This is a genomic window from Mycobacterium sp. RTGN6, assembly GCF_033804605.1.
Classification (GTDB): Bacteria; Actinomycetota; Actinomycetes; order Mycobacteriales; family Mycobacteriaceae; genus Mycobacterium.
Map to the genome: position 1 here is coordinate 66,226 of NZ_JAPZKZ010000016.1, position 22,826 is coordinate 89,051.

Annotated in this window: 21 protein-coding genes; 12 read left to right on the forward strand and 9 right to left on the reverse strand. The window is 67.4% G+C overall.

The window, feature by feature from the left end:
* The first annotated feature begins 25 nt into the window (after positions 1-25).
* The 4 genes from SLQ33_RS31085 to SLQ33_RS31100 are packed head-to-tail and all read left to right on the forward strand — an operon-like array spanning position 26 to position 3,642.
* The gene (locus SLQ33_RS31085) at positions 26-1,081 is read left to right on the forward strand and encodes a phosphotransferase (RefSeq protein WP_319457781.1); all 1,056 of its coding nucleotides are present in this window, start codon (positions 26-28) and stop codon (positions 1,079-1,081) included.
* The gene (locus tag SLQ33_RS31090) at positions 1,078-1,452 is read left to right on the forward strand and encodes a nuclear transport factor 2 family protein (protein ID WP_319457782.1); all 375 of its coding nucleotides are present in this window, start codon (positions 1,078-1,080) and stop codon (positions 1,450-1,452) included. The genes SLQ33_RS31085 and SLQ33_RS31090 overlap by 4 nt, the downstream gene beginning before the upstream one ends.
* Positions 1,449-2,492, forward strand: a complete 1,044-nt coding sequence (locus SLQ33_RS31095; protein WP_319457783.1) for a TIGR03857 family LLM class F420-dependent oxidoreductase — start codon at positions 1,449-1,451, stop codon at positions 2,490-2,492. The genes SLQ33_RS31090 and SLQ33_RS31095 overlap by 4 nt, the downstream gene beginning before the upstream one ends.
* Positions 2,493-2,496: 4 nt before the next feature.
* Complete coding sequence (locus SLQ33_RS31100) at positions 2,497-3,642, forward strand: LLM class flavin-dependent oxidoreductase (protein ID WP_319457784.1); 1,146 nt, start codon at positions 2,497-2,499, stop codon at positions 3,640-3,642.
* Between the two features lie 13 nt (positions 3,643-3,655).
* On the opposite strand, the gene SLQ33_RS31105 is transcribed toward SLQ33_RS31100, so the two are convergent.
* Complete coding sequence (locus tag SLQ33_RS31105; protein WP_319457785.1) at positions 3,656-5,152, reverse strand: acyl-CoA carboxylase subunit beta; 1,497 nt, start codon at positions 5,150-5,152, stop codon at positions 3,656-3,658.
* 119 nt (positions 5,153-5,271) lie between these two features.
* Here SLQ33_RS31105 and SLQ33_RS31110 point away from each other — a divergent pair, with 119 nt between their 5' ends.
* The 3 genes from SLQ33_RS31110 to SLQ33_RS31120 are packed head-to-tail and all read left to right on the forward strand — an operon-like array spanning position 5,272 to position 8,454.
* Entirely contained in the window at positions 5,272-6,342 is a 1,071-nt protein-coding gene (locus SLQ33_RS31110) for an LLM class F420-dependent oxidoreductase (RefSeq protein WP_319457786.1), read from the forward strand.
* A gap of 10 nt (positions 6,343-6,352) precedes the next feature.
* Complete coding sequence (locus tag SLQ33_RS31115; RefSeq protein WP_319457787.1) at positions 6,353-7,219, forward strand: SDR family oxidoreductase; 867 nt, start codon at positions 6,353-6,355, stop codon at positions 7,217-7,219.
* Positions 7,219-8,454, forward strand: coding sequence for a cytochrome P450 (locus SLQ33_RS31120; RefSeq protein ID WP_319457788.1), 1,236 nt, complete (start codon positions 7,219-7,221; stop codon positions 8,452-8,454). Before SLQ33_RS31115 ends, SLQ33_RS31120 begins: the two co-directional genes overlap by 1 nt.
* On the opposite strand, the gene SLQ33_RS31125 is transcribed toward SLQ33_RS31120, so the two are convergent.
* The 6 genes from SLQ33_RS31125 to SLQ33_RS31150 form a co-directional block, all read right to left on the reverse strand.
* Positions 8,451-8,588: a CstA-like transporter-associated (seleno)protein gene (locus tag SLQ33_RS31125; RefSeq protein WP_413467760.1), complete on the reverse strand. Its 138-nt coding sequence runs from the start codon at positions 8,586-8,588 to the stop codon at positions 8,451-8,453. The genes SLQ33_RS31120 and SLQ33_RS31125 overlap by 4 nt on opposite strands.
* Positions 8,588-10,891: a carbon starvation CstA family protein gene (locus SLQ33_RS31130; protein WP_319457790.1), complete on the reverse strand. Its 2,304-nt coding sequence runs from the start codon at positions 10,889-10,891 to the stop codon at positions 8,588-8,590. The genes SLQ33_RS31125 and SLQ33_RS31130 overlap by 1 nt, the downstream gene beginning before the upstream one ends.
* 118 nt (positions 10,892-11,009) lie before the next feature.
* Positions 11,010-11,489 carry an N-acetyltransferase family protein gene (locus SLQ33_RS33675; RefSeq protein ID WP_413653779.1) on the reverse strand — a complete coding sequence of 160 codons (480 nt, stop codon included), beginning with the start codon at positions 11,487-11,489 and terminating at the stop codon, positions 11,010-11,012.
* A gap of 53 nt (positions 11,490-11,542) precedes the next feature.
* The gene (locus SLQ33_RS31140) at positions 11,543-13,081 is read right to left on the reverse strand and encodes an ATP-dependent DNA ligase (protein ID WP_319457792.1); all 1,539 of its coding nucleotides are present in this window, start codon (positions 13,079-13,081) and stop codon (positions 11,543-11,545) included.
* A 21-nt stretch (positions 13,082-13,102) separates the two neighbouring features.
* Positions 13,103-13,480 (reverse strand): GatB/YqeY domain-containing protein, encoded by a 378-nt coding sequence (locus SLQ33_RS31145; RefSeq protein WP_319457793.1) that lies wholly within the window; start codon positions 13,478-13,480, stop codon positions 13,103-13,105.
* Between the two features lie 102 nt (positions 13,481-13,582).
* Complete coding sequence (locus SLQ33_RS31150; RefSeq protein ID WP_319457794.1) at positions 13,583-15,118, reverse strand: molybdopterin-dependent oxidoreductase; 1,536 nt, start codon at positions 15,116-15,118, stop codon at positions 13,583-13,585.
* 115 nt (positions 15,119-15,233) lie between these two features.
* Here SLQ33_RS31150 and SLQ33_RS31155 point away from each other — a divergent pair, with 115 nt between their 5' ends.
* The 3 genes from SLQ33_RS31155 to SLQ33_RS31165 all read left to right on the forward strand — a co-directional run bounded on the left by SLQ33_RS31155 (position 15,234) and on the right by SLQ33_RS31165 (position 19,216).
* Entirely contained in the window at positions 15,234-16,001 is a 768-nt protein-coding gene (locus SLQ33_RS31155; protein WP_319457795.1) for an SDR family NAD(P)-dependent oxidoreductase, read from the forward strand.
* Positions 16,002-16,075: 74 nt separating this feature from the next.
* Positions 16,076-17,812: a ubiquinone-dependent pyruvate dehydrogenase gene (gene poxB, locus SLQ33_RS31160; protein ID WP_319457796.1), complete on the forward strand. Its 1,737-nt coding sequence runs from the start codon at positions 16,076-16,078 to the stop codon at positions 17,810-17,812.
* Positions 17,813-17,854: 42 nt separating this feature from the next.
* The gene (locus tag SLQ33_RS31165; protein WP_319457797.1) at positions 17,855-19,216 is read left to right on the forward strand and encodes a neutral zinc metallopeptidase; all 1,362 of its coding nucleotides are present in this window, start codon (positions 17,855-17,857) and stop codon (positions 19,214-19,216) included.
* A 23-nt stretch (positions 19,217-19,239) separates the two neighbouring features.
* On the opposite strand, the gene SLQ33_RS31170 is transcribed toward SLQ33_RS31165, so the two are convergent.
* Positions 19,240-19,914, reverse strand: a complete 675-nt coding sequence (locus SLQ33_RS31170; protein WP_319457798.1) for a helix-turn-helix domain-containing protein — start codon at positions 19,912-19,914, stop codon at positions 19,240-19,242.
* Positions 19,915-20,040: 126 nt separating this feature from the next.
* On the opposite strand from SLQ33_RS31170, the gene SLQ33_RS31175 reads away from it, so the two are divergent.
* Together SLQ33_RS31175 and SLQ33_RS31180 are read left to right on the forward strand one after the other, a co-directional pair.
* Positions 20,041-20,868: a class I SAM-dependent methyltransferase gene (locus tag SLQ33_RS31175; protein WP_319457799.1), complete on the forward strand. Its 828-nt coding sequence runs from the start codon at positions 20,041-20,043 to the stop codon at positions 20,866-20,868.
* 105 nt (positions 20,869-20,973) lie between these two features.
* Positions 20,974-22,038 carry a phosphotransferase family protein gene (locus SLQ33_RS31180; RefSeq protein WP_319457800.1) on the forward strand — a complete coding sequence of 355 codons (1,065 nt, stop codon included), beginning with the start codon at positions 20,974-20,976 and terminating at the stop codon, positions 22,036-22,038.
* A 4-nt stretch (positions 22,039-22,042) separates the two neighbouring features.
* Here SLQ33_RS31180 and SLQ33_RS31185 read toward each other — a convergent pair whose 3' ends face one another.
* A complete protein-coding gene (locus SLQ33_RS31185; RefSeq protein WP_319457801.1) occupies positions 22,043-22,792 on the reverse strand; it encodes a sulfite exporter TauE/SafE family protein in 750 nt (249 codons plus the stop codon).
* Positions 22,793-22,826 lie beyond the last annotated feature (34 nt).

The window sequence follows — 22,826 nt, forward strand, 5'->3', positions numbered from 1 at the left end:
CAACTACCTCGATGGGGAGGCCCGTGTGACTTCGGCTACCTCGGCTGTGCCCTGCGGTATCGAGGGCGTCACCGCGCCGTGGCTGTCCGAGGCACTCGGAACCCGGGTCGACGCCGTCCGCAGTGAGCAGATCGCGCAGGACAGCGGCTTCTCCTCGCTGCTGTACCGGCTCCACCTGACCGGCGGGGACGTGCCGCCCACGCTGATCGCCAAGTTGCCCGCGCTCTCGGAGGCGCGGGGTGCCATGGAGATGATGGGCGGCTACGCCAAGGAAGTGGCGTTCTACCAACGGGTGGCCGGCCGCGCTCCAATGGGCACACCGCACTGTCATGTGGCTCTCATGGCAGTGGATTCGTCGGACTTCGTGCTCTTGCTCGAGGATCTCGTGGACTGGGACAACGCCGATCATCTGGCGGGCCTGTCATTGGACCGGGCCCGCTGCGGCATCACGCATCTCGCGGGCTTGCACGCGTGGTCGAATGATCCGACCAATGCCGATGCGCTCGAAGCCTTTCCCAGCATGAACTCGCCAATGATGCGGGAGCTCCTGCCGTCTGCATTCGGCATGGGATGGCAGACGTACCGCGAGAACACCGCGACGAGGGTCCCCCCGGCCGTGGCGACCTTCGCCGAGCGGTTCGCGGAGCATGCTCCCACGGCGCTCGAAGCCCTGACCGAGCGTACGACCCTGGTGCACGGCGACTTCCGCGCCGACAACATGTTCTTCGCCGGGGATGAACTCAAAGTGGTCGACTTCCAGTTTGCAGCCCAGGGCGTCGGCACAGCGGATATCGGCTATCTACTCAGCCAGGGTCTGCCCGCGGCCGTACGAGCTGGGCGTGACGAGGAGCTGCTCAGGGAGTACCTCGTCCGACTGGAAGAGCGCTCGGTCAGCGACTACTCGTTTGACGAGGCTTGGCGCCATTACCGATTCGCGGTCGCCTACTTGATGGTTCTTCCCGTCGTCGCCCTGCTCGGCGCGGCGAACATGCCAGAACGAGCGCGCCGGCTGTGCATGACGCTCATCGACCGTGCGGTGACAACCATCGACGACATCGAGGCACTGGAGGTATTCGAATGACCCGCACCGCCCGTGAGGTAGTCGAGCTCTACAACCTGGTGGTGTGGAATCAGCGCGACTTCGCACTCGCCGAGGAACTGATGGGCGACACCGTCACCCGGCACGACGTCGGCGAGGTGACCGTGCTCACCCACGCGCAGGCGGTGGCGCGCATCGTGGACCACTGGGAGATGTTCGAGACGATCCGGTTCGACCTGAACCTGGTGGTAGCCGGCGACGACGGCGTGCACGTGGTGATCGTGTACGAGTCGCCGATGAAGCTCAAGGACGGCACCGAGACGACGATCAGCAGCATGGAGATTTTCCGCGTCGTCGACGGCAGGATCACCGAAGTGTGGAATTGTGGCTATAAGCAAGGGGTTTGGGCGTGACGCGAACTTTGGACGAGTTAGGTTATTACCTGCTTGCCGGGGCCGGAGGTGAGGGTCCGGCCGGGTTGATGGACGAGGCCCGGCGCGGTGAGGAGCTCGGCTTCGGCACCGGATTCATCTCCGAACGATGGAACGTCAAGGAGGCGTCGTCGCTCACCGGTGCGGCGTGCGCGGTGACCAGCCGCATGCAGATCGCCACCGCCGCAACCAATCACAACACCCGCCATCCGCTCATCACCGGGTCGTGGGCCACCACCATGCACCGGCTGTCCAAGGGGCGCTTCACCCTCGGCATCGGCCGCGGGGTGGCGGCCATGTACGGAGCGTTCGGCGTGCCGCCGGTGACGACGGCGCAGATGGAGGATTTCGCTCAGCTGATGCGCAGGCTCTGGCACGGCGAGCTCGTCTTCAACCACGACGGACCGATCGGCAAGTACCAGTTGCTATTCCTCGACCCGGACTTCAAGGAAGACATCCGGTTGGCCATCGTGGCGTTCGGTCCGCAGACGCTGGCGCTCGGCGGGCGAGAATTCGACGACGTCATCCTGCACACCTACTTCACCCCGGAGACGCTGCAGCGCGCGGTGAAGACCGTCAAGGAGGCCGCGGAGCAGGCCGGCCGCGACCCGGACGACGTGAAGGTGTGGTCCTGTTTCGCCACCGTCGGCGACCATCTCCCCGAGGAGCTCCGGTTGAAGAAGACGGTGGCGCGGCTGGCAACCTACCTGCAGGGCTACGGCGAACTCCTGGTCAATACCAACGGCTGGGATCTATCGGTGCTGCAACGCTTCCGGGACGACAAGGTGGTGCAGTCGATCGCAGGCGGTATCGACCACAAGGCCACCGCCGAACAGATCGAGCACGTCGCCACGCTGATCCCCGACGAGTGGCTGGAACCGTCGGCCACGGGTTCGGCGCAGCAATGTGTCGAGCGCATCCGCAAGGAGTTCGACTACGGTGCCGACGCACTGATCATGCACGGCGCCACTCCCGACGAACTCGAGCCGATCGTCACCGCCTACCGCGCGACCGTCGGCTGATTTCGTGGCGGGTGTGCGCGTCGGGTTGATGGACCCGGTGATGGCCGCGCGCGTACGCGTCGACGCGTTCAGCCGGGCGAACTATCTTGGTGCCGTGGCGAATCGGGTCGACTCGTACTGGGTGCCCGACCACATCAACGGGCAGACACCGCGACCGCTGTGGGACCCGAAGCACACCGCGGCGGCGCGGCTGCTGCGCTCACCCGATGCGGCGATGGATGCGTGGACACTGCTTGGCGGGCTGGCCGCGCGACGGCGCTTCAACCGGGTGCGGCTGGGCATCGGCGTGACCGACACCGGCAAGCGTCACCCCGCGGTCACCGCGCAAGCGGCGGCGACGCTGAACCTGATGACGCGCGGGCGTGCGATCCTGGGCATCGGTCCTGGGGAGCGGGTCGGCAACGAGCCCTACGGCGTGGACTGGTCAAAGCCGGTGGCGCGGTTCGAGGAGGCGCTGGCCACTATCCGGGCACTGTGGGAGTCGAAAGGCCAACTGGTCAACCGCGACTCGCCGTTCTTCCCGCTGCGCGACGCGATGTTCGACCTGCCGTCCTACCGGGGCAAGTGGCCGGAGATCTGGGTCGCCGCGCACGGCCCGCGCATGCTGCGAGCGACGGGCCGCTACGGCGACGCCTGGTTTCCCGGCTTCGCCCACCTGCCGAAGGACTATGCCGCGCGCCTCGACGTCATCCGGTCGGCGGCCAGCGATGCGGGGCGCGACCCGATGGCGATCACGCCGGCCTTCTGGATTCCGGTGGTCGCCGCCGCGAACAGAGCTGCCGTCGACGCGGCCCTCGACACGACCGTCGTCAAGGCGTGGGCGCTCAACGCGCCGTCGGACTTCTACGCCCACTTCGGTACCGGACACCCGATGGGCGCGGGCTTCTCGGGCATGCAGGACCACGTCGCGTTCAACATCGACGAGCCGACCATTCTCGAGAAGTCGGCGAAGGTTCCGCTGGAGGTGGTCAAGGGCATGATGCTCAACGGCACCGTCGACGACGCGCTCGACCAGGCCGCCCAGTGGCGCGACCACGGCGTGCGCTACTTCGTCGTGGTCAACTTCGGGCCGATGCAGCCCGGCTTGAAGGCGGGGCTCGCGACGATGGGCCCGTTCAACAAGGTGGTCCGCGGGCTCAAGAGGCTGTAAGCGGCGAGGATGGTTACGGCAGGATGACGGTGCGGCTCACCGGTTCTGCGGCGGCCTGCCTGCTGTACAGGCCACGCTGCAGGCCAGCCAGGAGCGCGTCGCGGGTCTCACGCGGATCGATCATCTCGTCGAAGCCGAGGTTCTCGGCGGAGCGGTACGACGCCTGCAGCTCGGCGTCGCGCAGCTTGGCGCTCAGGTCCTCCTCGGCGTTGGTGGCGCGGCTCAGGGCGGCGGCGCTCATCGCGCCCATCGTCGCCCCAGGGAAGCCGTACGTCGCCACCTGATGGTCGAAGCCCAGGATGGACATCACCATCGAGCCGAAGCCGTACGCCTTGCGAAGGGTGACCTGAAGCTTCAGCGTGGTGGCCGCGGTCTGCGCGGCGAACATCCTTGCGCCGGCCCGCAATACACCGCTGCGCTCCGACCGACTGCCGGGCAACATGCCGGGGTTGTCGGCCAGGAAGATGATCGGCAGGTGGAACGAGTCGGCCACCATGATGAAGTGGGCGGCCTTGTCGGCGGCGTCGGCGTCGATCGAGCCCGCAAGCACCTGCGGTTGGTTGGCCACCACCGCAACGGGATGCCCGCCGAGGTGGGCCAGCGCGCACAGCATGGCCCGCCCGAACTTTGGCTGTACCTCGAACCAGTCGGTGTCGTCGAAGACGACGTCGAGCACCTTGCGCATGTCGTAGACGCGCTTGTTGTCCCGCGTGACGATGTCGAGCAGTTCGGGGGTGGGGCGCGGCGCGGATGCCTCGTCGGCGGTCCGCGGTGCCGGGTATGACCATGCGCTGGGCGGGAAGTAGGACAGGTATCTCTTGACGTCGTCGATGACGGCCTCGTCGTCCTCCGCCACGTTGTGGATCACGCCGCTCAACGCGGCGACGGTCGGGCCGCCCAGGTCCTCCTTGGTGATCTCCTCGCCCGTGGACTCCTTCACGACCGGTGGACCCGCGGTGAAGATGGCGCCTTGCTTGCTCATGATCCGGAAGTCGCACACCGGAGCGACGAGCGCGCCGTGCCCGGCGGATGGCCCCAGCACCGCCGCCACGGTGGGTACCTTCCCCGAGCAGTTGGCTTGGGACAGTAGGTCGGTCGGGGTGCGTCCGTAGTGCCCACCGGTGGGTCGGAAGCCCGCGCCCTCCAACAGCATGACGAGCGGAATACGGTCGCGCAGCGCGAGTTCCGCGATCCGGTAGCGCTTCGAGTTGCCGCCAGGCCCGATGCTGCCCGCCATCGTCGTGAAGTCCTCCGCACCCACCATGAGGGGAATGCCGTTCAGGAGTCCCGAACCGACGACGATTCCGTCGGCCGCGATCTCGCCGCCGACGAGCGTCCCGAGCTCGCGGAAGGAGCCCTTGTCGACGAGGCGATCGATGCGGGCCCTGGCGTCGAGCTTGCCCTTCCCGTGGTGCTTGGCCAGCCGCTCGTCGCCGCCCATCGCACGGGTGCGCTTGCGGCGCTCCTCCAAGTCGTCGAGCGTGTCCTGCCAGTCCTCGGCCTTCGTCATGCATCCATCCTCACAGCTCGGGTGCAAGCGGGTTGCGACTCGTAGCGTTGACCATACTGAAGTGCTTACTGTAGCGTCTTCTTGCATGATGACGGCCGTCGGGGGTCTGGTGCTCGTGCATGAGTGCTGACGGCGGCGGGCTCAAGATCGATAGGGGCATTCCGAGCGAACTCGCCCGTGTCCCAGGCATAGTCACCGACCTCGAGCGAGCGGGCTACGACGGCTGCTGGGCCGGCGAGATCGATCACGACCCTTTCCTGCCGGTCCTGCTGGCCGCCGAGCATTCGTCACGGCTGGAGGTCGGCACCAGCATCGCGGTGGCGTTCGCCCGCAACCCAATGAACGTCGCCAACCTCGGCTGGGATCTGCAGACGTATTCGCAAGGCCGATTCAACCTGGGCCTGGGCTCGCAGATACAGCCGCACATCGAACGACGCTTCAGCATGCCGTGGAGCCATCCGGTGCGGCGGATGCGCGAATTCGTCCTGGCCATGCGCGCCATCTGGTCGTCGTGGCAGGACGGGACGAAGCTCGCGTTCCAGGGCGAGTTCTACACCCACACCTTGATGACGCCGATGTTCACGCCGGCGCCGACGCCGCATGGTTTCCCGCGGGTGTTCATCGCCGCCGTGGGCGAAGCGATGACGGAGATGTGCGGCGAAGTCGGCGACGGCCTGCTGGCGCACGCGTTCACCACGAAGCACTACGCGGAGCAGGTCACCGCGCCCGCACTGATGCGTGGACTGGCGCGAGCGGGGCGCGACCGGTCGGACTTCCAGGTGTCGTGCCCGGTGTTCGTCGTCACCGGCGAGGACGAGGCGCAGCTGACCGCAGCGGCGTCGGTGACCCGCAAGCAGATCGCGTTCTACGGCTCGACGCCCGCCTACCGCAAGGTGCTGGACCTGCACGGCTGGGGTGACCTGCACACCGAGCTGCACCGGCGCTCCCGCGCGGGTGACTGGGACGGCATGGCGACGTTGATCGACGACGACGTGCTGGGCGAGTTCGCCGTCGTCGCCCCGCTCGACGAGGTGGCCGATGCGCTGTGTCGGCGCTGCGACGGCGTCATCGACCGTGTCATGCCCGCGTTCCCGGCCGGGCTCTCCGAGGATGCCGTCGGCACCGTGCTCGCGGAGGTTCGCGAGCGTTCGAATGCGTTGGGGGACAACGTGGCCCCCGCAATCACCTAGAAGGATCGCCATGGACAAGATCAGGGGCAAGACGATCGCCATCACCGGCGCCGCCCGAGGTATCGGGTACGCGACGGCGAAGGCACTGTTGGCTCGCGGCGCGCGCGTGGTGATCGGTGACCGCGACGTGGCGACGCTCGAGTCGGCGATCGCCAAGCTGTCGGACCTTGGCGTGGTTTCGGGACACCCGCTGGACGTCACCGACCCCGAGTCGTTCGCGACGTTCCTGGACGAGGCGCGCACCGACGGCGACGGACGCGTCGACGTGTTGATAAACAACGCGGGCGTGATGCCCATCGGCGCGTTCCTCGAGCAGTCCGACGAGGCCATCCGCACGTCGATCGAGGTCAACTTCTGCGGGGTGCTGACGGGCTGCCGATTGGTGCTGCCCGAGATGGTTGCCCGGCGCGGCGGACACATCGTCAACGTCGCCTCCCTGGCAGGAATGCTGGCGGTGCCCGGTCAGGTCGTCTATGCGGGAACGAAGTTCGCGGTGGTGGGACTGTCGACGGCGTTGGCCGACGAGTTCGCACCGCACGGCATCGAGGTGACCGTGGTGATGCCGCCGTTCGTCAAGACCGAGTTGATCAGCGGCACTCACGGTGTCGGCGCGGACAAGGCGGTCGAGCCCGAGGACATCGCTGCGGCCATCGTGAAGGTGCTGGACAAGCCGAAGACCCAGGTGTCGGTGCCCGGCGGGCTGCGGTTCTTCCTGACGATCCTCAACCTGCTGGGTCCCCGCGGCAGACGCTGGATGAACCGCCGCTCCGGCACCGACCGCATGTTCCTCGACTTCGATTCGGGCGCACGGCAATCCTATGAGGAGCGCGCGCAGCATGCGACGGGCCTGGCGCCCGCAGGCGAAGGGAGCAAGTGATGAGTACGCCCATCATCGACGAGGCTGCGAAGGTGCTGGCCGACCCACAGGCCTACACCGACGAGGCAGGGCTGCATCGGGCGCTGAGCCACCTGCGTGCCCACGCCCCGGTGTCCTGGGTCGAGGTGCCGAACTACCGGCCGTTCTGGGCCGTCACCAAGCACGCCGACATCATGGCGATCGAGCGTGCCAACGACTTGTTCACGAACTCGCCACGGCCGGTACTGATGACCGCGGAGTCCGACGAACTGCAGGCCGGCGTCGGCATCAGCACGCTGATCCACATGGACGATCCGCAGCATCGCGTGGTGCGGGCAATCGGTGCGGACTGGTTCCGGCCGAAGGCCATGCGCGCCATGAAGGTTCGCGTCGACGAGCTGGCCACCCGCTATGTCGACCATATGGCGACCGTCGGTCCGGAGTGCGACTTCGTGCAGGAAGTCGCGGTGAACTTCCCGCTGTTCGTCATCATGTCGCTGCTCGGGGTGCCCGAGGCGGACTTCCCGAGGATGCTGCAGTACACCCAGGAACTCTTCGGCAACGACGACGCCGAGTTCGGTGGAGGCGGTGCCAAGGAGGACCAGATCGCGGTGCTACTCGACATGTTCGGGTACTTCAACGCAGTGACCGCCGCGCGCCGGGAACAGCCGACCGATGATCTGGCTTCGGCGATCGCCAACGCGAAGGTCGACGGCGAGCCGCTATCCGACGTCGACACGGTGTCTTACTACGTCATCGTCGCCACTGCGGGCCACGACACCACCAGCGCGACGATCTCCGGTGGACTGCAAGCGCTCATCGAGCACCCCGACCAGTTGCGGCGGCTTCAAGCGGATCCCGGACTGATGGGGCTGGCGACCGAGGAGATGATCCGCTGGGTCACCCCGGTCAAGGAGTTCATGCGAACGGCCCGTGAGGACACCACGATTCGCGACGTGTCGATCGCGGCGGGGGAGTCGTTGCTGCTGTCGTACCCGTCGGGCAACCGCGACGAGGACGTGTTCGTCGACCCGTTCCGGTTCGACGTCGGACGTGACCCCAACCGGCACGTGGCGTTCGGCTACGGCGTGCACTTCTGTCTGGGCGCTGCGCTGGCTCGCATGGAGGTGAACAGCTTCTTCTCGGCGCTGATACCCCGGCTGAAGTCGATCGAGCTAGCCGGCACGCCCGAACACACCGCGACGATCTTCGTCGGCGGGCTCAAGCACCTGCCGATCCGCTACGAGTTGGACTAGCAGCAACGCGCGTTCGGGTTGCGCTCGGTCGCGTCGTGGCGCATCCGCCAGTACTCCCGCTCGGTCAGCACGGGCTCGTCGGGATGGGTGCGCTCGCGATGGTCGACGTAGCGGCGATAGTGGTTGTCACCCATCAATGAGCCCCAGTACCAACCGATTTGGCGTGCGGTTTCGGTAATTCGTCCCACTGCTTCTGCACCTCCTTCTCGGCCTTGGTCGGAATCAACCCCGACGGCGCGAAGATCCGGGACGGCACTGGCTCGTCCTCGGTGAGTGGGCGTCCCGAACCGCGAATTGCCTTCGCCGCCATGATGACCCCCGCGGCGAACACGGTGAGGACGAGGACCGCGAACACGATCGACAGCGTGCCCTGGACGAACGTGTTGCGGATGACGGCATCGATCTGATCGGGGTTCTTGGCCGCGCCGAACGCCGTCTTGCCTGCCTCCTTGGCGTCGCGGTACTGGAAGTGTTGAGTCCAGTAGCCGAGCTTCGGGTCGCCCGAGAAGATCTTCTGGAATGAGGCGGTCATGGTGACCGTGAGGTCCCACAGCAGTGGAACACCGGGAATCCACGCCCATTTCAGAAGGCCGCGTTTGATCACCACGACGGTGGCGACGGTAAGCGCGATGGCGGCGAGCAACTGGTTGGCGATGCCGAACAGCGGGAACAGCGTGTTGATACCGCCCTGCGGAGCTTGGACGCCCATCAACAGGAAGTAGCCCCACGCCGCCACCACGATCAGGCTGCAGATCCACGCGCCGACCCGCCAACTCGGGTTCTGCAGCTTCTTCAGTGGTCCGCCGAGGTTGCCGAGTGCGTCGGAGAGCATGAACCGCGCCACCCGCGTGCCGGCGTCGACCGTGGTCAGAATGAAGAGCGCCTCGAACATGATCGCGAAGTGATACCAGAAGGCCTTGAGGCCCGCGCCGCCGAACACCTGGTGCAGCACCTCGGACATGCCGAACGCGAGGGTGGGGGCACCGCCGGTACGCGACACGATCGACTTCTCGCCGACGCTCTGGGCCGCGGCGTCGATCTCGGCGCCGGTGATCGGGGCCCCGGACAACCCGAGTCCGTTGACGTAGTCGGCCGCGGTCTGGGCGGTGGTGCCCGTCGATGCGGCGGGTGCGTTCATCACGAAGTACAGATGCTGGTTCAGGATTGCCGCGGTGATCAACGCCATGATCGCGACGAACGACTCGGTGAGCATGCCCCCGTAGCCGATGAGCCGCATCTGGCTCTCCTTCTCCAGCAGCTTGGGCGTGGTGCCGGAGGAGATCAGCGAGTGGAAGCCCGACAGTGCGCCGCACGCGATGGTGATGAACAGGAACGGGAAGAGGGACCCGGCGAAGACGGGACCCGTGCCACTGCTGGCGAACGACGAGACTGCGGGCGCCTCCATGATCGGGCGGGCCACCAGGATTCCGATGGCCAGCAGGATGATGGTGCCGACCTTCATGAAGGTGGACAGGTAGTCGCGGGGGGCGAGCAGCAACCACACCGGCAGCACCGACGCCGCGAGGCCGTAGATGATGATGCACCAGGACAGCGTCACCTTGGAGAGCGTGAACCAGTCTGCGCCCCAGTCCGTTTCGGCCACCCAACCACCCGAGACGACGGCGAGCAGCAGCAGCGCGACGCCGATCAGCGACACTTCGGAGACGCGTCCCGGCCGCAGGAAACGAAGGTAGAGCCCCATGAAGAGTGCGATGGGAATCGTCATCGCGATCGAGAAGACGCCCCACGGGCTCTCGGCCAACGCGTTGACCACCACCAAGGCCAGCACCGCCAGCAGAATCACCATGATGACGAGCACGCCGATGATCGCGGCGGCGCCGCCCACGACTCCGAGCTCGTCCTTCGCCATCTGACCCAGTGAGCGACCGCGCCTGCGCACTGAAATGGACAGCACCAGGTAGTCCTGGACGCAACCAGCGAGCACAGCACCGACGATGATCCAGATGGTGCCCGGCAGGTAGCCCATCTGCATGGCCAGCACCGGGCCCACCAGCGGACCCGCGCCCGCGATCGCGGCGAAGTGGTGCCCGAAGAGCACCCGCCGGTCGGTCGGCATGTAGTCGGTGGCGTTCTCGAACACCTCTGCCGGGGTGGCGACCTCGTCGCGCGGCTTCACGATCTTCATCTCGATCAGCCGCGCGTAGAACCGGAACCCGATGACGTAGGTGCAGATCGCGGCGATCACGAACCACACCGCGTTGATCGTCTCACCGCGGAAGAACGCGATGATCGCCCAGGCGATGGCGCCGACCAACGCGATTACGCCGAAGACGATCTTGTGCCTGGTGGTGATCGGTGACCGGTCGATGATGGCTACCGGCGGCAGGTCCTTGTCGGTGCGCACGTAGGTGAGGTCGCCAACGGTTTCCTCGGTGCGCTCGAATGAGGCAGGGGCGGGGGATGACGTGGAAGCCATAGCCCGATCCTGTCATCGTGCGTCAGGCGTTTTGGCGGAAACGCCGCCATTGGCTCAACAACGGCTGCAGTCGGTGGTCACTACCAATGGGAAAGCGCCGTGTGGCGCTCGACCACGATCACCGCAGATCTCTGCGCATTGCGATACCGAGGGCGCCGCGTCCCCGGCCCACCACTCGAAATCCCTTGCGCTCGTATAGGTGCACCGCCGGGTTTCGTTGGTGGACGTTCAGGCTGAGTGCCTCGTAGAGACCCGTGCAAAGCACGATCAACTCATCCAACAGCGCACCGCCGACACCCTTTCCGCGCAGCTCAGGCGCGACGGCGATGGAAAGTTCCGGCACGGCAACGGCGTCGCTGTCGACTAGGAGCGGGGGTTCATGGTGAAAGGTCCACACGACTCCTAGCGACGTGCCAGTCGGATATTCGGCGACTACTACCACGTCGTCGGCAGTCGGCAGGAGGCTTCGCGTTTCTTCGGAGTCCGGCTCGGGAAGGGGCCAATCTTCGATGACGCAGGCATGGCGCGCCATCTCAACGATGAAGGCTGCGTCTCGGGTCGTTGCAGCACGTAGCCGCACACTTGGGGCCGGGGGCATTCGTCAATCATTTCAGCCCGCCGCGGCCGGGCACTACGCAATTCCAGGCGGCGCTAGTCGCGTTCATAGAAGGTGCGGACGACGTCAATCGTGTCGGCTTCGGCAGGCCCCTTGTCGTCGCGGTAGCGCAGCACCCGGGCGAAACGTAGCGCCATCCCACCCGGATAGCGCGTCGAACCCTGGACGCCGTCGAACGCGATTTCGACTACTTGTTCCGGCCGCACCCGGACCACGTAGCCGTCCGTGGGCCCGTCGGCGAGTTCAGTGAACCTGGCGGTCTGCCAGGCCAGCATCTCGTCGGTCATGCCCTTGAAGGTCTTGCCGAGCATGACGAAGCCACCCGTCGCCGGATCGCGGGCGCCGAGGTGGATGTTCGACAGCTTCCCGGTGCGACGGCCGGAGCCCCACTCCACGGCGAGTACCACCAGATCGAGGGTGTGGACGGGTTTGACCTTGAGCCAGCCCGCGCCGCGTCTGCCCGCCTCGTACGGCGCCGTCGGTGACTTCGCCATGACCCCCTCGTGTCCGGCGGCCAGCGTCGCGTCCAGAAACGCCGTCGCCTCCGCGACATCGGCGGTGGCGAGCCGATCGACGCGCTGCGCCGCGGGCACGATCGCGTCGAGTCGCGCCAACCGCTCGGACGTCGGCAGGTCCAGCAGGTCGGTGCCGTCGACGTGCAACACGTCGAAGAAGAACACCGACAGCGGCTGCTCGACCGCATCCCGACCTGCCCGTCGCCCGAACCGCGACGCGGTGACCTGAAATCGGTCGGGCCGCCCGTCGGGCCGCAGCGCGATGGCCTCGCCGTCGGCGATCAGCGTGCGAACTCCAAGCGCGCGGGTGGCCTCGACGACTTCGGGCAGGCGGTCCGTGACGTCGTCGAGGCTGCGGGTGTAGATCGAGACGTGGTCGCCGTCGCGGTGGATCTGAACGCGTGCGCCGTCGAGCTTCGCTTCGAAAATCGCTGTGCCGCTGAGCTTTTCGAGCGCGTCGGCAACGCCGGTGGTCGGCTGGGCGAGCATTGGCCCGACTGGCCGGCCGACGGTGAGAGCGAACCGTGCGAGCGCGGGCAGCCCACCCGTCAGCGCGGCCGCCGCCACGGTGGGTAGCTCACCGCCCAGCATCGCGGCGCGGCGCACCTCGGCCGCGGGAACGCGAGCCGCTGCGGCGACCGCGTCGGCCATGACACCCACCAGTGCGCCCTGGCGCAGTTCGCCGCCGAGCAGTCGGCGCAGGAACGTCTGCTCGACGTCGGTTGCAGCGCCGAATACCGCGCCGAGGAGCTCCGCCCGCCGCGATTGCGAGCCCTTGCCCGCCACGGCACCGAGCTCGGTGAAGGCCGCATCGACGCCGCGCACGGTTAGCGTCGGCTCGTCGGCCGGCGGTGGCAGCGAGCGCAGCGCCGCCCACCCGACCCCGATCTGGCGTTGCGGCAATTCCCCGGACAGCCAGGACACGACGATGGCGATCAGCTCCGGATCGGATTCCTGACCGGCCCCGGTGAGCAGGTCGGCGATCAGGCGCGACTTCGCCGAGCGCGCCGAGGTCGCGCCCACTTCGGCGGAGGCTTCGGCCACGTCGACGAGGAGCACGTGCTCAGCCTGGCACGGAGGTCAGACATCCTCTAGAAGCCCGGTCAGGACCGCGATCTCGGCGTGCACGTCGGCGGCGCGGTCCGGCCGGCCGGCCGAAGCGAGTTGCTCGGCAGCCTCGATGCGCTCGTCGACTTCGGCTCGGATCACCGTGCGGATCTCGGCGTCGGTAAGCGTGCGCCGGGCCACCTCAGCGGCACCGAGTCCCATCGCGCTGTCGGTGATCGCCCCAGCTCGGGGTGCGGGCCCGTCGGGTGTCTCCGCGTTGTCGATCGCGCTCAGCGCCGACCGCAGCGCCGAGACGCGCACGGCGTCGCGTTCCTTGCGGGCGGCCATCAACTCACCGCGCAGCGTCGCGCGCCACCGTTGGGCTGGTCGTTCCGACGTGGGCTGGGACACGGCCCCGAAACTAGGCGCGAGCGTGCGGATTTGCACGCCATTTACGGCGTGTCGCCCCGCAGACACGCGCGCTCGCGGAGAAAGGGGGGTGGCTCACGACAGTTACTTCACCGCGAATGACACGGTATGCCAGCCGGTGGCGCCGTCGGGGACGACGCCGGCTTGATCGGAGGTCTGCACCGCACCCGTGCCGTCAGTGGCCCTGACGCGGATCTTGTGAGGGCCGGGATCGTCGGCCTGCCACTGAAAGCTCCACAGTCGCCAGGTTTCGTTCGAGTATTCCTCGCCCAAGTCTGCGGGGCGCCAGTCCCCGTCGTCGACGCTGACCTCGACGTCGCGAACGCCGCGGTTCTGCGCCCAGGCCACTCCCCCGAAGGTGACGGGGCCGCGGCTAACGTCCTGTCCGCTGCGCGGGACGTCGATCCGCGACTCGGTCTTGATGGGCCCGCGGGCCGACCACCCCAGCCGGGTCCAGTACGCCTGGGCCCGATCGAACCGCGTCACCTCGAGGTCGACCACCCACTTCGTCGCCGAGACGTATCCGTACAACCCCGGCACCACCAGCCGTGCGGGATACCCGTGCTCGGTCGGCAGCGGCACGTCGTTCATGCCGATCGCCAGCAGCGACTCGCGGTCGTCGGTGAGCGCCTCGACGGGTGTTCCGGCGGTGAAGCCGTCGATCGACTTCGACAACACCATGTCGGCCTCGGGACGAACCCCCGCCTGCGCCAACAGATCCCGCACCCGGTAGCCGGTCCACTTGGCGTTGGAGATGAGCTCACCGCCGACGGGGTTGGACACGCAGGTCAGCGTCACGACCTTCTCGATCACCTCGAACCGATCGAGCTCGCCGAACCCGAATTCGAGCTCGCGATCGACCATGCCGTGGATGCGCAGCCGCCATTCGTCCCGGCTGACCTGCGGCACGGACAGCGCGGTGTCGATGCGGTAGAAGTCGTCGTTGGGAGTGATGAACGGCGGCAGCGCCACCCCGTTCGGTTGCGCGGCGGCAGGTACCGGCGCGGCGGTCGTGGCGGCAGAGGGTAGCGCGAAGGCGTCGCGGTCACCGGCCACCGACGAGCGCAGTCGGTTCAATACCGTGCCCGCGACTCCGGTCACGACGCCCGCGGCGAGCAATCCGACAGTGATCAGCGACAACCGCCGTCCGCGATCCGGCTCAGCATCGGCGGTGTCGGGGGTGGCATCGGTGAACCGGCCCGACACCAGCAGCCGCAGCACCGCGATTCCGCACACGGTGCCGACCAGTGTCGGCACGACGTCCACCCAGGCCGTGCCCGCCCTGGTCAGTACGGCCGCACATCCGGCCACGCCGGCAAGCCCGATCGCGATGCTGCCCAACGGTATTCGCCCGCGCTCGCGTTGGCCGGTGAGCGCGGCGATGATGGCGATCACCGCGAGCACGATGATCGTTGGCGCCAGCTTGTCGGCGGTGCCGAACAGCTGGATCGCCGCCTCCTTGACGGGGCCGGGCGTGAGGTCGATGACGGTGGACCCGACGGCGGTCAGGGAATCGGCGCCTGGGCCGAACGGAACTGCGGCCAACTGGGTTACGCCGAGTGCCACCGCTGCGGCGGCGACACCTACGAGAGCGCTGGGGCGGGCAGCCGGTTCGGGCATGCCGCCAACGTACCGATTAACCCGACCCGAAAGGCTTACGGGAAAGTGACGTCGGCTAGGTTGCTTTACAGTCTGACGTCATTTTGCAAAGTACCTCCAGCGGAAAGGGAGCTAAATGGAGATCTCGGGGAAGAAGGCCATCGTCGTCGGTGGCGCATCCGGTTTTGGACGGGCGACGGTGGAGACGCTTATCGCACGCGGAGCGACCGTGGCGATCCTGGACCGGCCCCAGTCCGAGGGCAAGGCCGTTGCTGCCGAGGTCGGCGCTGCCTTCCACGAGGTCGACGTGACGGACTTCGACGGAACCGAGCGGGTGCTCAACGAGGCCATCGAAGCACTCGGTGGGCTCCACATCATCGTGACCACTGCGGGCGGCGGCATCGGTGAGCGCACCATCAAGAAGGACGGCCCCCACAGCCTGGATTCGTTCCGTGCCACCGTCGACCTCAACCTGATCGGTAGCTTCAACATCAGCCGGCTGGCCGCCTTCCAGATGAGCAAGCAGGAGCCCGTCGACGACGAGGCCGAAGAGCGCGGCGTCATCATCAACACCGCGTCGATCGCCGCATTCGAGGGCCAGATCGGGCAGGTGGCCTACACCGCGTCGAAGGCCGGCATCGCTGGCATGTGCCTGACGATGGCAAGGGATCTCGGCAGCCTGGGCATCCGCGTTCTGGCCATCGCGCCGAGCCTGTTCGCCACCGGCCTCACCAAGGGCATCCCCGACGAGTTCGCCAGTGCGCTCACCAAGGATGCCGCCTTCCCGAAGCGCCTCGGCAAGCCCGAGGAGTACGCCAAGCTGGTCGTCGCGATCGTCGACAACCCGATGCTCAACGGCCAGTGCCTCCGCTTGGACGCCGGCCAGCGCTTCGCCCCCAAGTAATAGAGTGATTTCGGCGCGCTAACGGACGGTGACCGGGCGAAAGCGCGCCGAAATCACTGACTCGGGAGGCGCCCATGGCCACTGTTGCGACCCACCTCATCGCGGCCTTGGCGCGCAGCGGCGTGCGCCGCGTGTACGGGCTGCCGGGCGACAGTCTCAACGGGTTCACCGACGCCATCCGACGCTCGGACGACGTGACGTGGGAGCACGTCCGTCATGAGGAGAACGCGGCGTTCGCCGCAGCCGCCGACGCAGCGCTGAACGGCGCGCTTGCGGTCTGCGCGGGCAGCTGCGGGCCGGGCAACCTGCACTTGATCAACGGGCTCTTCGACGCGCAGCGCAGCAGGGTCCCGGTGCTCGCGATCGCGGCGCACATCCCGCGCACCGAGATCGGTTCGCAGTACTTCCAGGAGACGCATCCCCAGGAGTTGTTCCGCGAGTGCAGCGTCTACTGCGAACTCGTCAGCACTCCCGAGATGGCGCCCCGCATAGTCGAGATGGCGATGCGGGCGGCGATCGAGGAGAACGGCGTCGCCGTCGTCGTCGTCCCCGGTGAGATCTTCCTTGCCCAAGCACCCGAGTCCGGCTGGCTGGCCCGCGCCGTCGAGCCCACCCAGTCGGTGATCCGCCCCGACGACGCGTCGCTGCGCAGGGCCGCCGACATCCTCAACGCCGCCGAGAACGTGACCATCCTCGGCGGCGCTGGAGTGGCCGGCGCCCACGACGCGCTCGTCCAGCTCGCGGGCACCCTCAACGCGCCCGTCGTGCACGCGCTGCGCGGCAAGGAGTTCATCGAGTACGACAACCCGTTCGACGTCGGGATGACCGGGCTGCTCGGGTTCGCCTCCGGATACAAGGCCATCAAGGAAGCCGACGCACTGCTGATGCTCGGCACCGACTTTCCGTACGGCCAGTTCTATCCCGACCATGCGCGGGTGATCCAGGTCGACGTCCGCGGCCGAAACCTGGGCAGGCGCACCCCGATCGAGCTCGGCCTCGTCGGCACCGTGGCCGATACCCTGGCCGCGCTGGAACCCCTGCTGGTGCAGAAGACTTCACGGGCGCACCTGGACCGTTCGTTGCAGCACTACCGCAAGACGCGCAAGACCCTGGACTCGCTGGCCGTCAACGACCGGGACCGCAGTCCGATCCGACCCGAATACGTTGCGGGACTGGCCAATCAACTGGCCACCGACGACGCGGTGTTCACCGTCGACGTCGGCTCACCAGTGGTTTGGGCGGCCCGCTACCTGACCATGAACGGCAGGCGCAGGCTCGTCGGGTCGTTCAACCACGGCACCATGGCCTGCGCGCTGCCGCACGCGATCGGCGCCCAGACCGCGTTCCCGCACCGGCAGGTGGTGGCACTGTGCGGCGACGGCGGCCTGACCATGTCGTTCGGCGAACTGATTACGTTGAGCCAGAACCGGTTACCGGTCAAGGTGATCGTGTTCAACAACTCGTCGCTGAACTTCGTCGAGCTCGAGATGAAGGCGGCGGGCATCGTCAACTTCGGCACCGAGCTGGTCAACCCAGACTTCGCCGCCGTGGCGCAGGCCATGGGGCTGTTCGGGCGGAGGGTCGAACGTCCGGGCGACCTGGCCCAGGCGCTCACCGACGCGTTCGCTCACGACGGTCCCGCGGTGGTTGACGTGGTCACCGCGCGCCAGGAGTTGTCCATTCCGCCCGCCATCACCGCCGAACAGGCGAAGGGCTTCTCGCTGTACGCGATCCGCACGATCCTGGCCGGGCGCGCCGACGAACTGCTCGATCTGGTCACCACCAACGTGGCCCGCAGGGTGCTCGACTGAGCTCGCTACCCGGAAACGCGGAACGCCCGCTAATGTCTGTTCGTGCGAAAGAGCTCATTGGCGTTGGTCGCCACGGTCCTTCTTCTTGCTGGCTGCGGTGGACCCAAGCCGGAGATACCGCAACAGTCGCAGGCCAAAAAGCCCGATACCAGCAACATCGACATCGAGGGTGACCGCGACGCTCCCGTGAACAAGCTCGCCATCGAGGCCATCGCCGACCTCCAGGCGTTCTGGACCGAGCAGTTCCCCAAGCTCTACGACGAGGACTACAAGCCCGTCGAGGGCGGCCTGTACGCGCTGACCCCGGATTCGGAGTCCGGGCCGGAGTGCGCGTCGAGCTACGCCGACGTCGAGGGCAACGCGTTCTACTGCAAGCTCGACGACTCGGTGGCCTGGGATGCCGAGGAGCTGCTGCCCACGCTGCAGAAGAAGTACGGCGACTTCGTCATCCCGGTGGTGCTCGCGCACGAATGGGGCCACGCGATGCAACAGCGGTCCGGCTTCTTCGACCAGAACGAGCTCACCGTCAGCTCTGAGCTTCAGGCGGACTGCTTCGCAGGCGCTTGGTCCCGCCACGCCCAGGACGACGGCGTGTTCGACGTAGACAGCGGCGACCTCGACAGCGCCCTGGCCGGCATCCTCGACCTGCGTGACACTCCCGGCACCAACGTGACGGATCCGTCGGCGCACGGCAGCGGATTCGACAGGGTCAGTGCGTTCCAGGACGGCTACGACAACACCGTCGAGAAGTGCAAGGAGTACAAGGACGGCGAGCCGCTTGTGCTCGAACTGCCCTTCAACGACGCGCAGGACGCGGCCAACGAGGGCGATGCGCCTTATGACTCCATCGTCAACGGCGTTCCCTACGACATCGAGGACTACTGGACCCAGGTGTACCCGGAGCTGGCCGATGGGCAGGCGTGGCCGCCGCTGAAGAGCATCGAGCCCTTCGATCCGTCGAGCCCGCCGAACTGCGGTGGGTCGCCCGCGAAGGGCTTCGTGCTGTTCTACTGCATCGACGACGACTACGTCGCGTGGGACAACGTCGACACGATGCCGACGGTGCACGCCAGGGGCGGCGACTACGCCGTCACGACACTCCTGGCCACGCAGTGGGGCCTTGCGGCACTGACGCGGCTCGGCGACGACTCCGACGAGCAGACCTCCACGCTGCGCGGCGACTGCCTAGCCGGCGCGTACAGCGCGAGTGTGATCCTCCAGAATCGCAGCGAGACCAGCAGCTGGTCCATGTCGCCCGGTGACCTCGATGAGGGCATCAAGGCGCTGCTGATATTCCGCGGAGGCGGCGACGTGGAACGCCAGGGCGCCGGCTTCGACCGCACCCGAGCGTTCCGGGAAGGCGTGATCAACGGCGCGCAGCCCTGCCTCGAATACGAGGCGTAGTTCGGCTCAGCCGAGCACGACCTTCACGCAGGCCGCGGTACGGCCGATAGCGTCGATTGGCCAATCCAGGACGGGATCGCGCGGCGCACGTCGGCCGGGCCGGACACCGCCACGCTGCCGTCGAGCAGCGCTTGCGACCACCCCACGTCGCCCCGCCAGATCCGGGTGAGGGTGCGCAGGCTGGTCTCCACGGTGCCCGCCACCTCGTAACCCGGGTCGAAGTCGCAGACGTCGGCCTCGCCACCGGCGACTACCAGCCACCAGCGCGACGCCTTCGGCGCCACCCCGTCAAGCCGAAATGCCACCGTGGTGCGCGACCGTGGCCACGCGTCGATCGGGATGGTGCGGCGCATATCCCACATCAGCAGGTGCGGGTCGAGGTCCTCCTCGCCGAGCTCACCGATCCAGCGGACTCCCCAAGCGCCCAGTGATTCGACGACGTCCGCGAGTTCCTTTCCGCATTCGGTCAGCGAGTACGTGGTGCGGCCGTCGACCTCGGCGCGCTCCACGACCCCGGCCCGGGTCAACGACTTCAGCCGCTTGGACAGCAGCGCTGGCGACATCTTCGGCACCCCGCGGCGCAGGTCGTTGAAGTGCGTGCTGCCTGCCAGCAGTTCGCGCACGACCAGCAACGTCCACCGTTCGTCGAGTAGCTCCATTGACTTGGCCACCGGACAGAATTGGCCGTATCCAGACATTTGCGCACCTCCGAGCGTTCAGTGGGCAGTACAGATATGGAACCAGTGCCAGTACAGATCTGTAACTAGATCGGTGCGATTGGCGACGGGACGATGTTTGCAACCGATCAAGGAAGGACAACGATCATGAGCAATCCGACCGCAGCCGTCGACCTGAGCCAGGTGGCGGCCAAACACCGAGCGATGTGGGCATCCGGCGACTACGAGAAACTCGCCACCGACCTGTTGACGTCGCTCGGCCCCGTGCTGGTGCAAGCCACCGGGATAGCCCGGGGCGATCGAGTGCTGGACGTGGCCGCAGGCACCGGAAACGTGGCGATTCCCGCCGCGGAGACCGGAGCGAGCGTCGTCGCAAGCGACCTGTGCCCGGAACTGTTGGAGCAGGGTCGCGCGCTTGCCGCCGAGCGCGGCATCGACCTCGAATGGCGCGAGGCCAACGCCCACGAATTGCCCTTCGGGGACAGCGAATTCGACGTTGTCATGTCGTGTATCGGCGTGATGTTCGCGCCGTTCCATCAACTCGCCGCCGACGAGTTGGTTCGGGTGTGCAAAACGGGCGGCAGGATCGGCGTGATCAGCTGGACGCCCGAGGGTCACATCGGGCAGCTGTGGGCCGCGATGAAGCCGTACGCTCCGCCACCCCCGCCCGGCGCGCAGCCGCCTCCGCTGTGGGGGCAAGAGGAACACGTCCGCGCGCTGCTCGGCGACCGCGTCACCGATGTCGTCACCGAGCGACGGACGCTGACGGTCACCCAGTTCGCCGACGGAGCTGAGTTCCGCGACTACTTCAAAGCGCTCTACGGACCGACGATCGCGGTGTATCGCAACATCGAGGGTGATCCGGACCGCGTGGCCGCCCTCGACGCGGACATCGCTGCGGTCGGTGACAGTGTCCTGAGCAGTGCGTCGACCATGGAATGGGAGTACCTGCTGCTGACCGCGCGCAAGCGGTAGAACTCAACCCAGCGCGGTGGTGCACCGTTGGCAGAGTGACGGTGCACGGCAACGACTTTCGCCGATCTCGGGACGCCTGAACGGTTGACCGCGACGATGGCAGCCATGGCCGATGACGTGATGGTGCCGCCGACGTTGAGCGACGACGACCAGGCCACGCTCCAGGGCTGGGTCCGCGACCAGGGGCTCGGCTCGGAGGTTACCGACGTCGCGCCGCTCACCGGTGGAACGCAGAACATCGTCGTCCACCTGCGCATCGACGGTCGCGCGATGGTGCTACGCCGCCCGCCTGTGCATCCCAGGCCTACCAGTGACAAGACGATGTTGCGGGAAATCGCGGTGCTGCGCACGCTGGCGGGCACCGACGTGCCGCACCCCGAGTTCATCGCGGGCTGCGCCGACCTGAGCGTGCTGGGTGTCGTCTTCTACCTGATGGAGGAGGTCGACGGATTCAACCCGGGCACCGAGGTTGCGCCGTCGTACGTCGCCGACCCCGCCAAGCGGCACGACGTCGGGCTGTCCTACGCGGCGAGCGTGGCACAGTTGGGCAACGTCGCGTGGGAGGGCAGCCCGCTTGCGGAACTACGCAAGCCGGGATCCTTTCTGGCGCGCCAGGTTCCGCAGTTCCTCGGGCTACTCGAGAGCTACCGACACGAGCTGTACCGACCCGAGTCGTTGCCCGCGGTGACTGACTTGGCCAACTGGCTGGAGACCAACCGGCCACCCGACGGTGAGCCCGGCATCATGCACGGCGACGCGCACCTCAACAACGTGTTGTTGCGCAACGAGCGTGCCGAGTTGGCCGCCTTCATCGACTGGGAGATGTGCACGGTGGGCGACCCGCTGCTGGACCTCGGCTGGATGATGGTGTGCTGGCCAACGGAACCCGACACCATCAACGCGGGTTCCGAACTCGCCGCGCTCGGCGGGTTGGCCACCCGCGCCGAACTGCTCGAGGCGTACCGCGCGGCCGGTGGGCGGCCCGACGCGGCGTTGGAGTGGTACGTGGCGCTGGCCTGCTTCAAGCTCGGCATCGTCATCGAGGGCACCTGGTCGCGATATCTGGCCGGCCAGGCGAACCGGGAGGCGGGGGAGCGGTTGCATGAGTCCGCCGCCAGTCTCATCGAGCTCGGCACGCGAGTGGCCAAGGGCGACAACCCGTTCGAGTGAGGCGTCACCGGTAGGCGTCGAAACCCAGTTTGACGGCCAGGGCCAGGCCTGCGACGGCGATCAATAGCCGCAAGGGGGTGGCCGGCGCACGTCGAACGACCATTGGGCCCAACCGGGATCCGATCAGACAGCCGACCGCCAGCGGCACCACTGCGGCCCAGACGACTGGCGCGAGCACGACGAAGACCACTGCAGCCGTGGCGTTCGCGACCCCGAGGACGACGTTCTTGGTGGCGTTCGCGTGGGCCAGCGACTGGCTGCCGGTACGCAGGAACGTCGCGAGCAGGAGCACGCCCGCGGCCGCGCCGAAGAAGCCGCCGTACACGCAGATCGCGAAGATCGCGACGCCAAGGAGCACCTTGTGCGTCGTGCTCCGGCGCGCATCGGCGTCGCCTCGGTGGGGCAGCGCGATGACGATGGCCGAGAAGCCGAGCAGGATGGGCACGACGCGCTCGAACCCGTCCGCGGGGATCGACAGCAGCAGGGCGGCACCGGCCGCGCCGCCGAGCACCGCGACGGGTAACAGCCGCAAGAGCGCACCGCGCTGCCCGCGCAGTTCGGGCAGCGAGCCCCAGACCGAACCGACACCGTTGAGCACCAGCGCGACGGTGTTGGCGATGTTGGCGCTCACCGGCGGGAGCCCGACCAGCAGCAGCGCGGGATAGGTGGATACCGATGCCAGGCCCGCGATGCTGCCCGCCAGCCCGCCACCGATCCCGGCCGCGACCATCAGCAGCACTTCCCACGCGGTCATTGGCGAACGACGTTAGGCGAGCGGACGGATCGAC

Excerpts from the sequence above, each read along its gene's own strand:
- SLQ33_RS31115 (WP_319457787.1), top strand. The coding sequence starts at position 6,353 with ATGGACAAGATCAGGGGCAAGACGATCGCCATCACCGGCGCCGCCCGA.
- SLQ33_RS31185 (WP_319457801.1), bottom strand. The coding sequence starts at position 22,792 with ATGACCGCGTGGGAAGTGCTGCTGATGGTCGCGGCCGGGATCGGTGGC.
- SLQ33_RS31170 (WP_319457798.1), bottom strand. The coding sequence starts at position 19,914 with ATGTCTGGATACGGCCAATTCTGTCCGGTGGCCAAGTCAATGGAGCTA.
- SLQ33_RS33675 (WP_413653779.1), bottom strand. The coding sequence starts at position 11,489 with ATGCCCCCGGCCCCAAGTGTGCGGCTACGTGCTGCAACGACCCGAGAC.
- SLQ33_RS31130 (WP_319457790.1), bottom strand. The coding sequence starts at position 10,891 with ATGGCTTCCACGTCATCCCCCGCCCCTGCCTCATTCGAGCGCACCGAG.
- SLQ33_RS31155 (WP_319457795.1), top strand. The coding sequence starts at position 15,234 with ATGGAGATCTCGGGGAAGAAGGCCATCGTCGTCGGTGGCGCATCCGGT.
- poxB (WP_319457796.1), top strand. The coding sequence starts at position 16,076 with ATGGCCACTGTTGCGACCCACCTCATCGCGGCCTTGGCGCGCAGCGGC.
- SLQ33_RS31175 (WP_319457799.1), top strand. The coding sequence starts at position 20,041 with ATGAGCAATCCGACCGCAGCCGTCGACCTGAGCCAGGTGGCGGCCAAA.
- SLQ33_RS31180 (WP_319457800.1), top strand. The coding sequence starts at position 20,974 with ATGGCCGATGACGTGATGGTGCCGCCGACGTTGAGCGACGACGACCAG.
- SLQ33_RS31105 (WP_319457785.1), bottom strand. The coding sequence starts at position 5,152 with ATGACGAAGGCCGAGGACTGGCAGGACACGCTCGACGACTTGGAGGAG.
- SLQ33_RS31110 (WP_319457786.1), top strand. The coding sequence starts at position 5,272 with ATGAGTGCTGACGGCGGCGGGCTCAAGATCGATAGGGGCATTCCGAGC.
- SLQ33_RS31090 (WP_319457782.1), top strand. The coding sequence starts at position 1,078 with ATGACCCGCACCGCCCGTGAGGTAGTCGAGCTCTACAACCTGGTGGTG.
- SLQ33_RS31150 (WP_319457794.1), bottom strand. The coding sequence starts at position 15,118 with ATGCCCGAACCGGCTGCCCGCCCCAGCGCTCTCGTAGGTGTCGCCGCC.
- SLQ33_RS31120 (WP_319457788.1), top strand. The coding sequence starts at position 7,219 with ATGAGTACGCCCATCATCGACGAGGCTGCGAAGGTGCTGGCCGACCCA.
- SLQ33_RS31125 (WP_413467760.1), bottom strand. The coding sequence starts at position 8,588 with ATGGGTGACAACCACTATCGCCGCTACGTCGACCATCGCGAGCGCACC.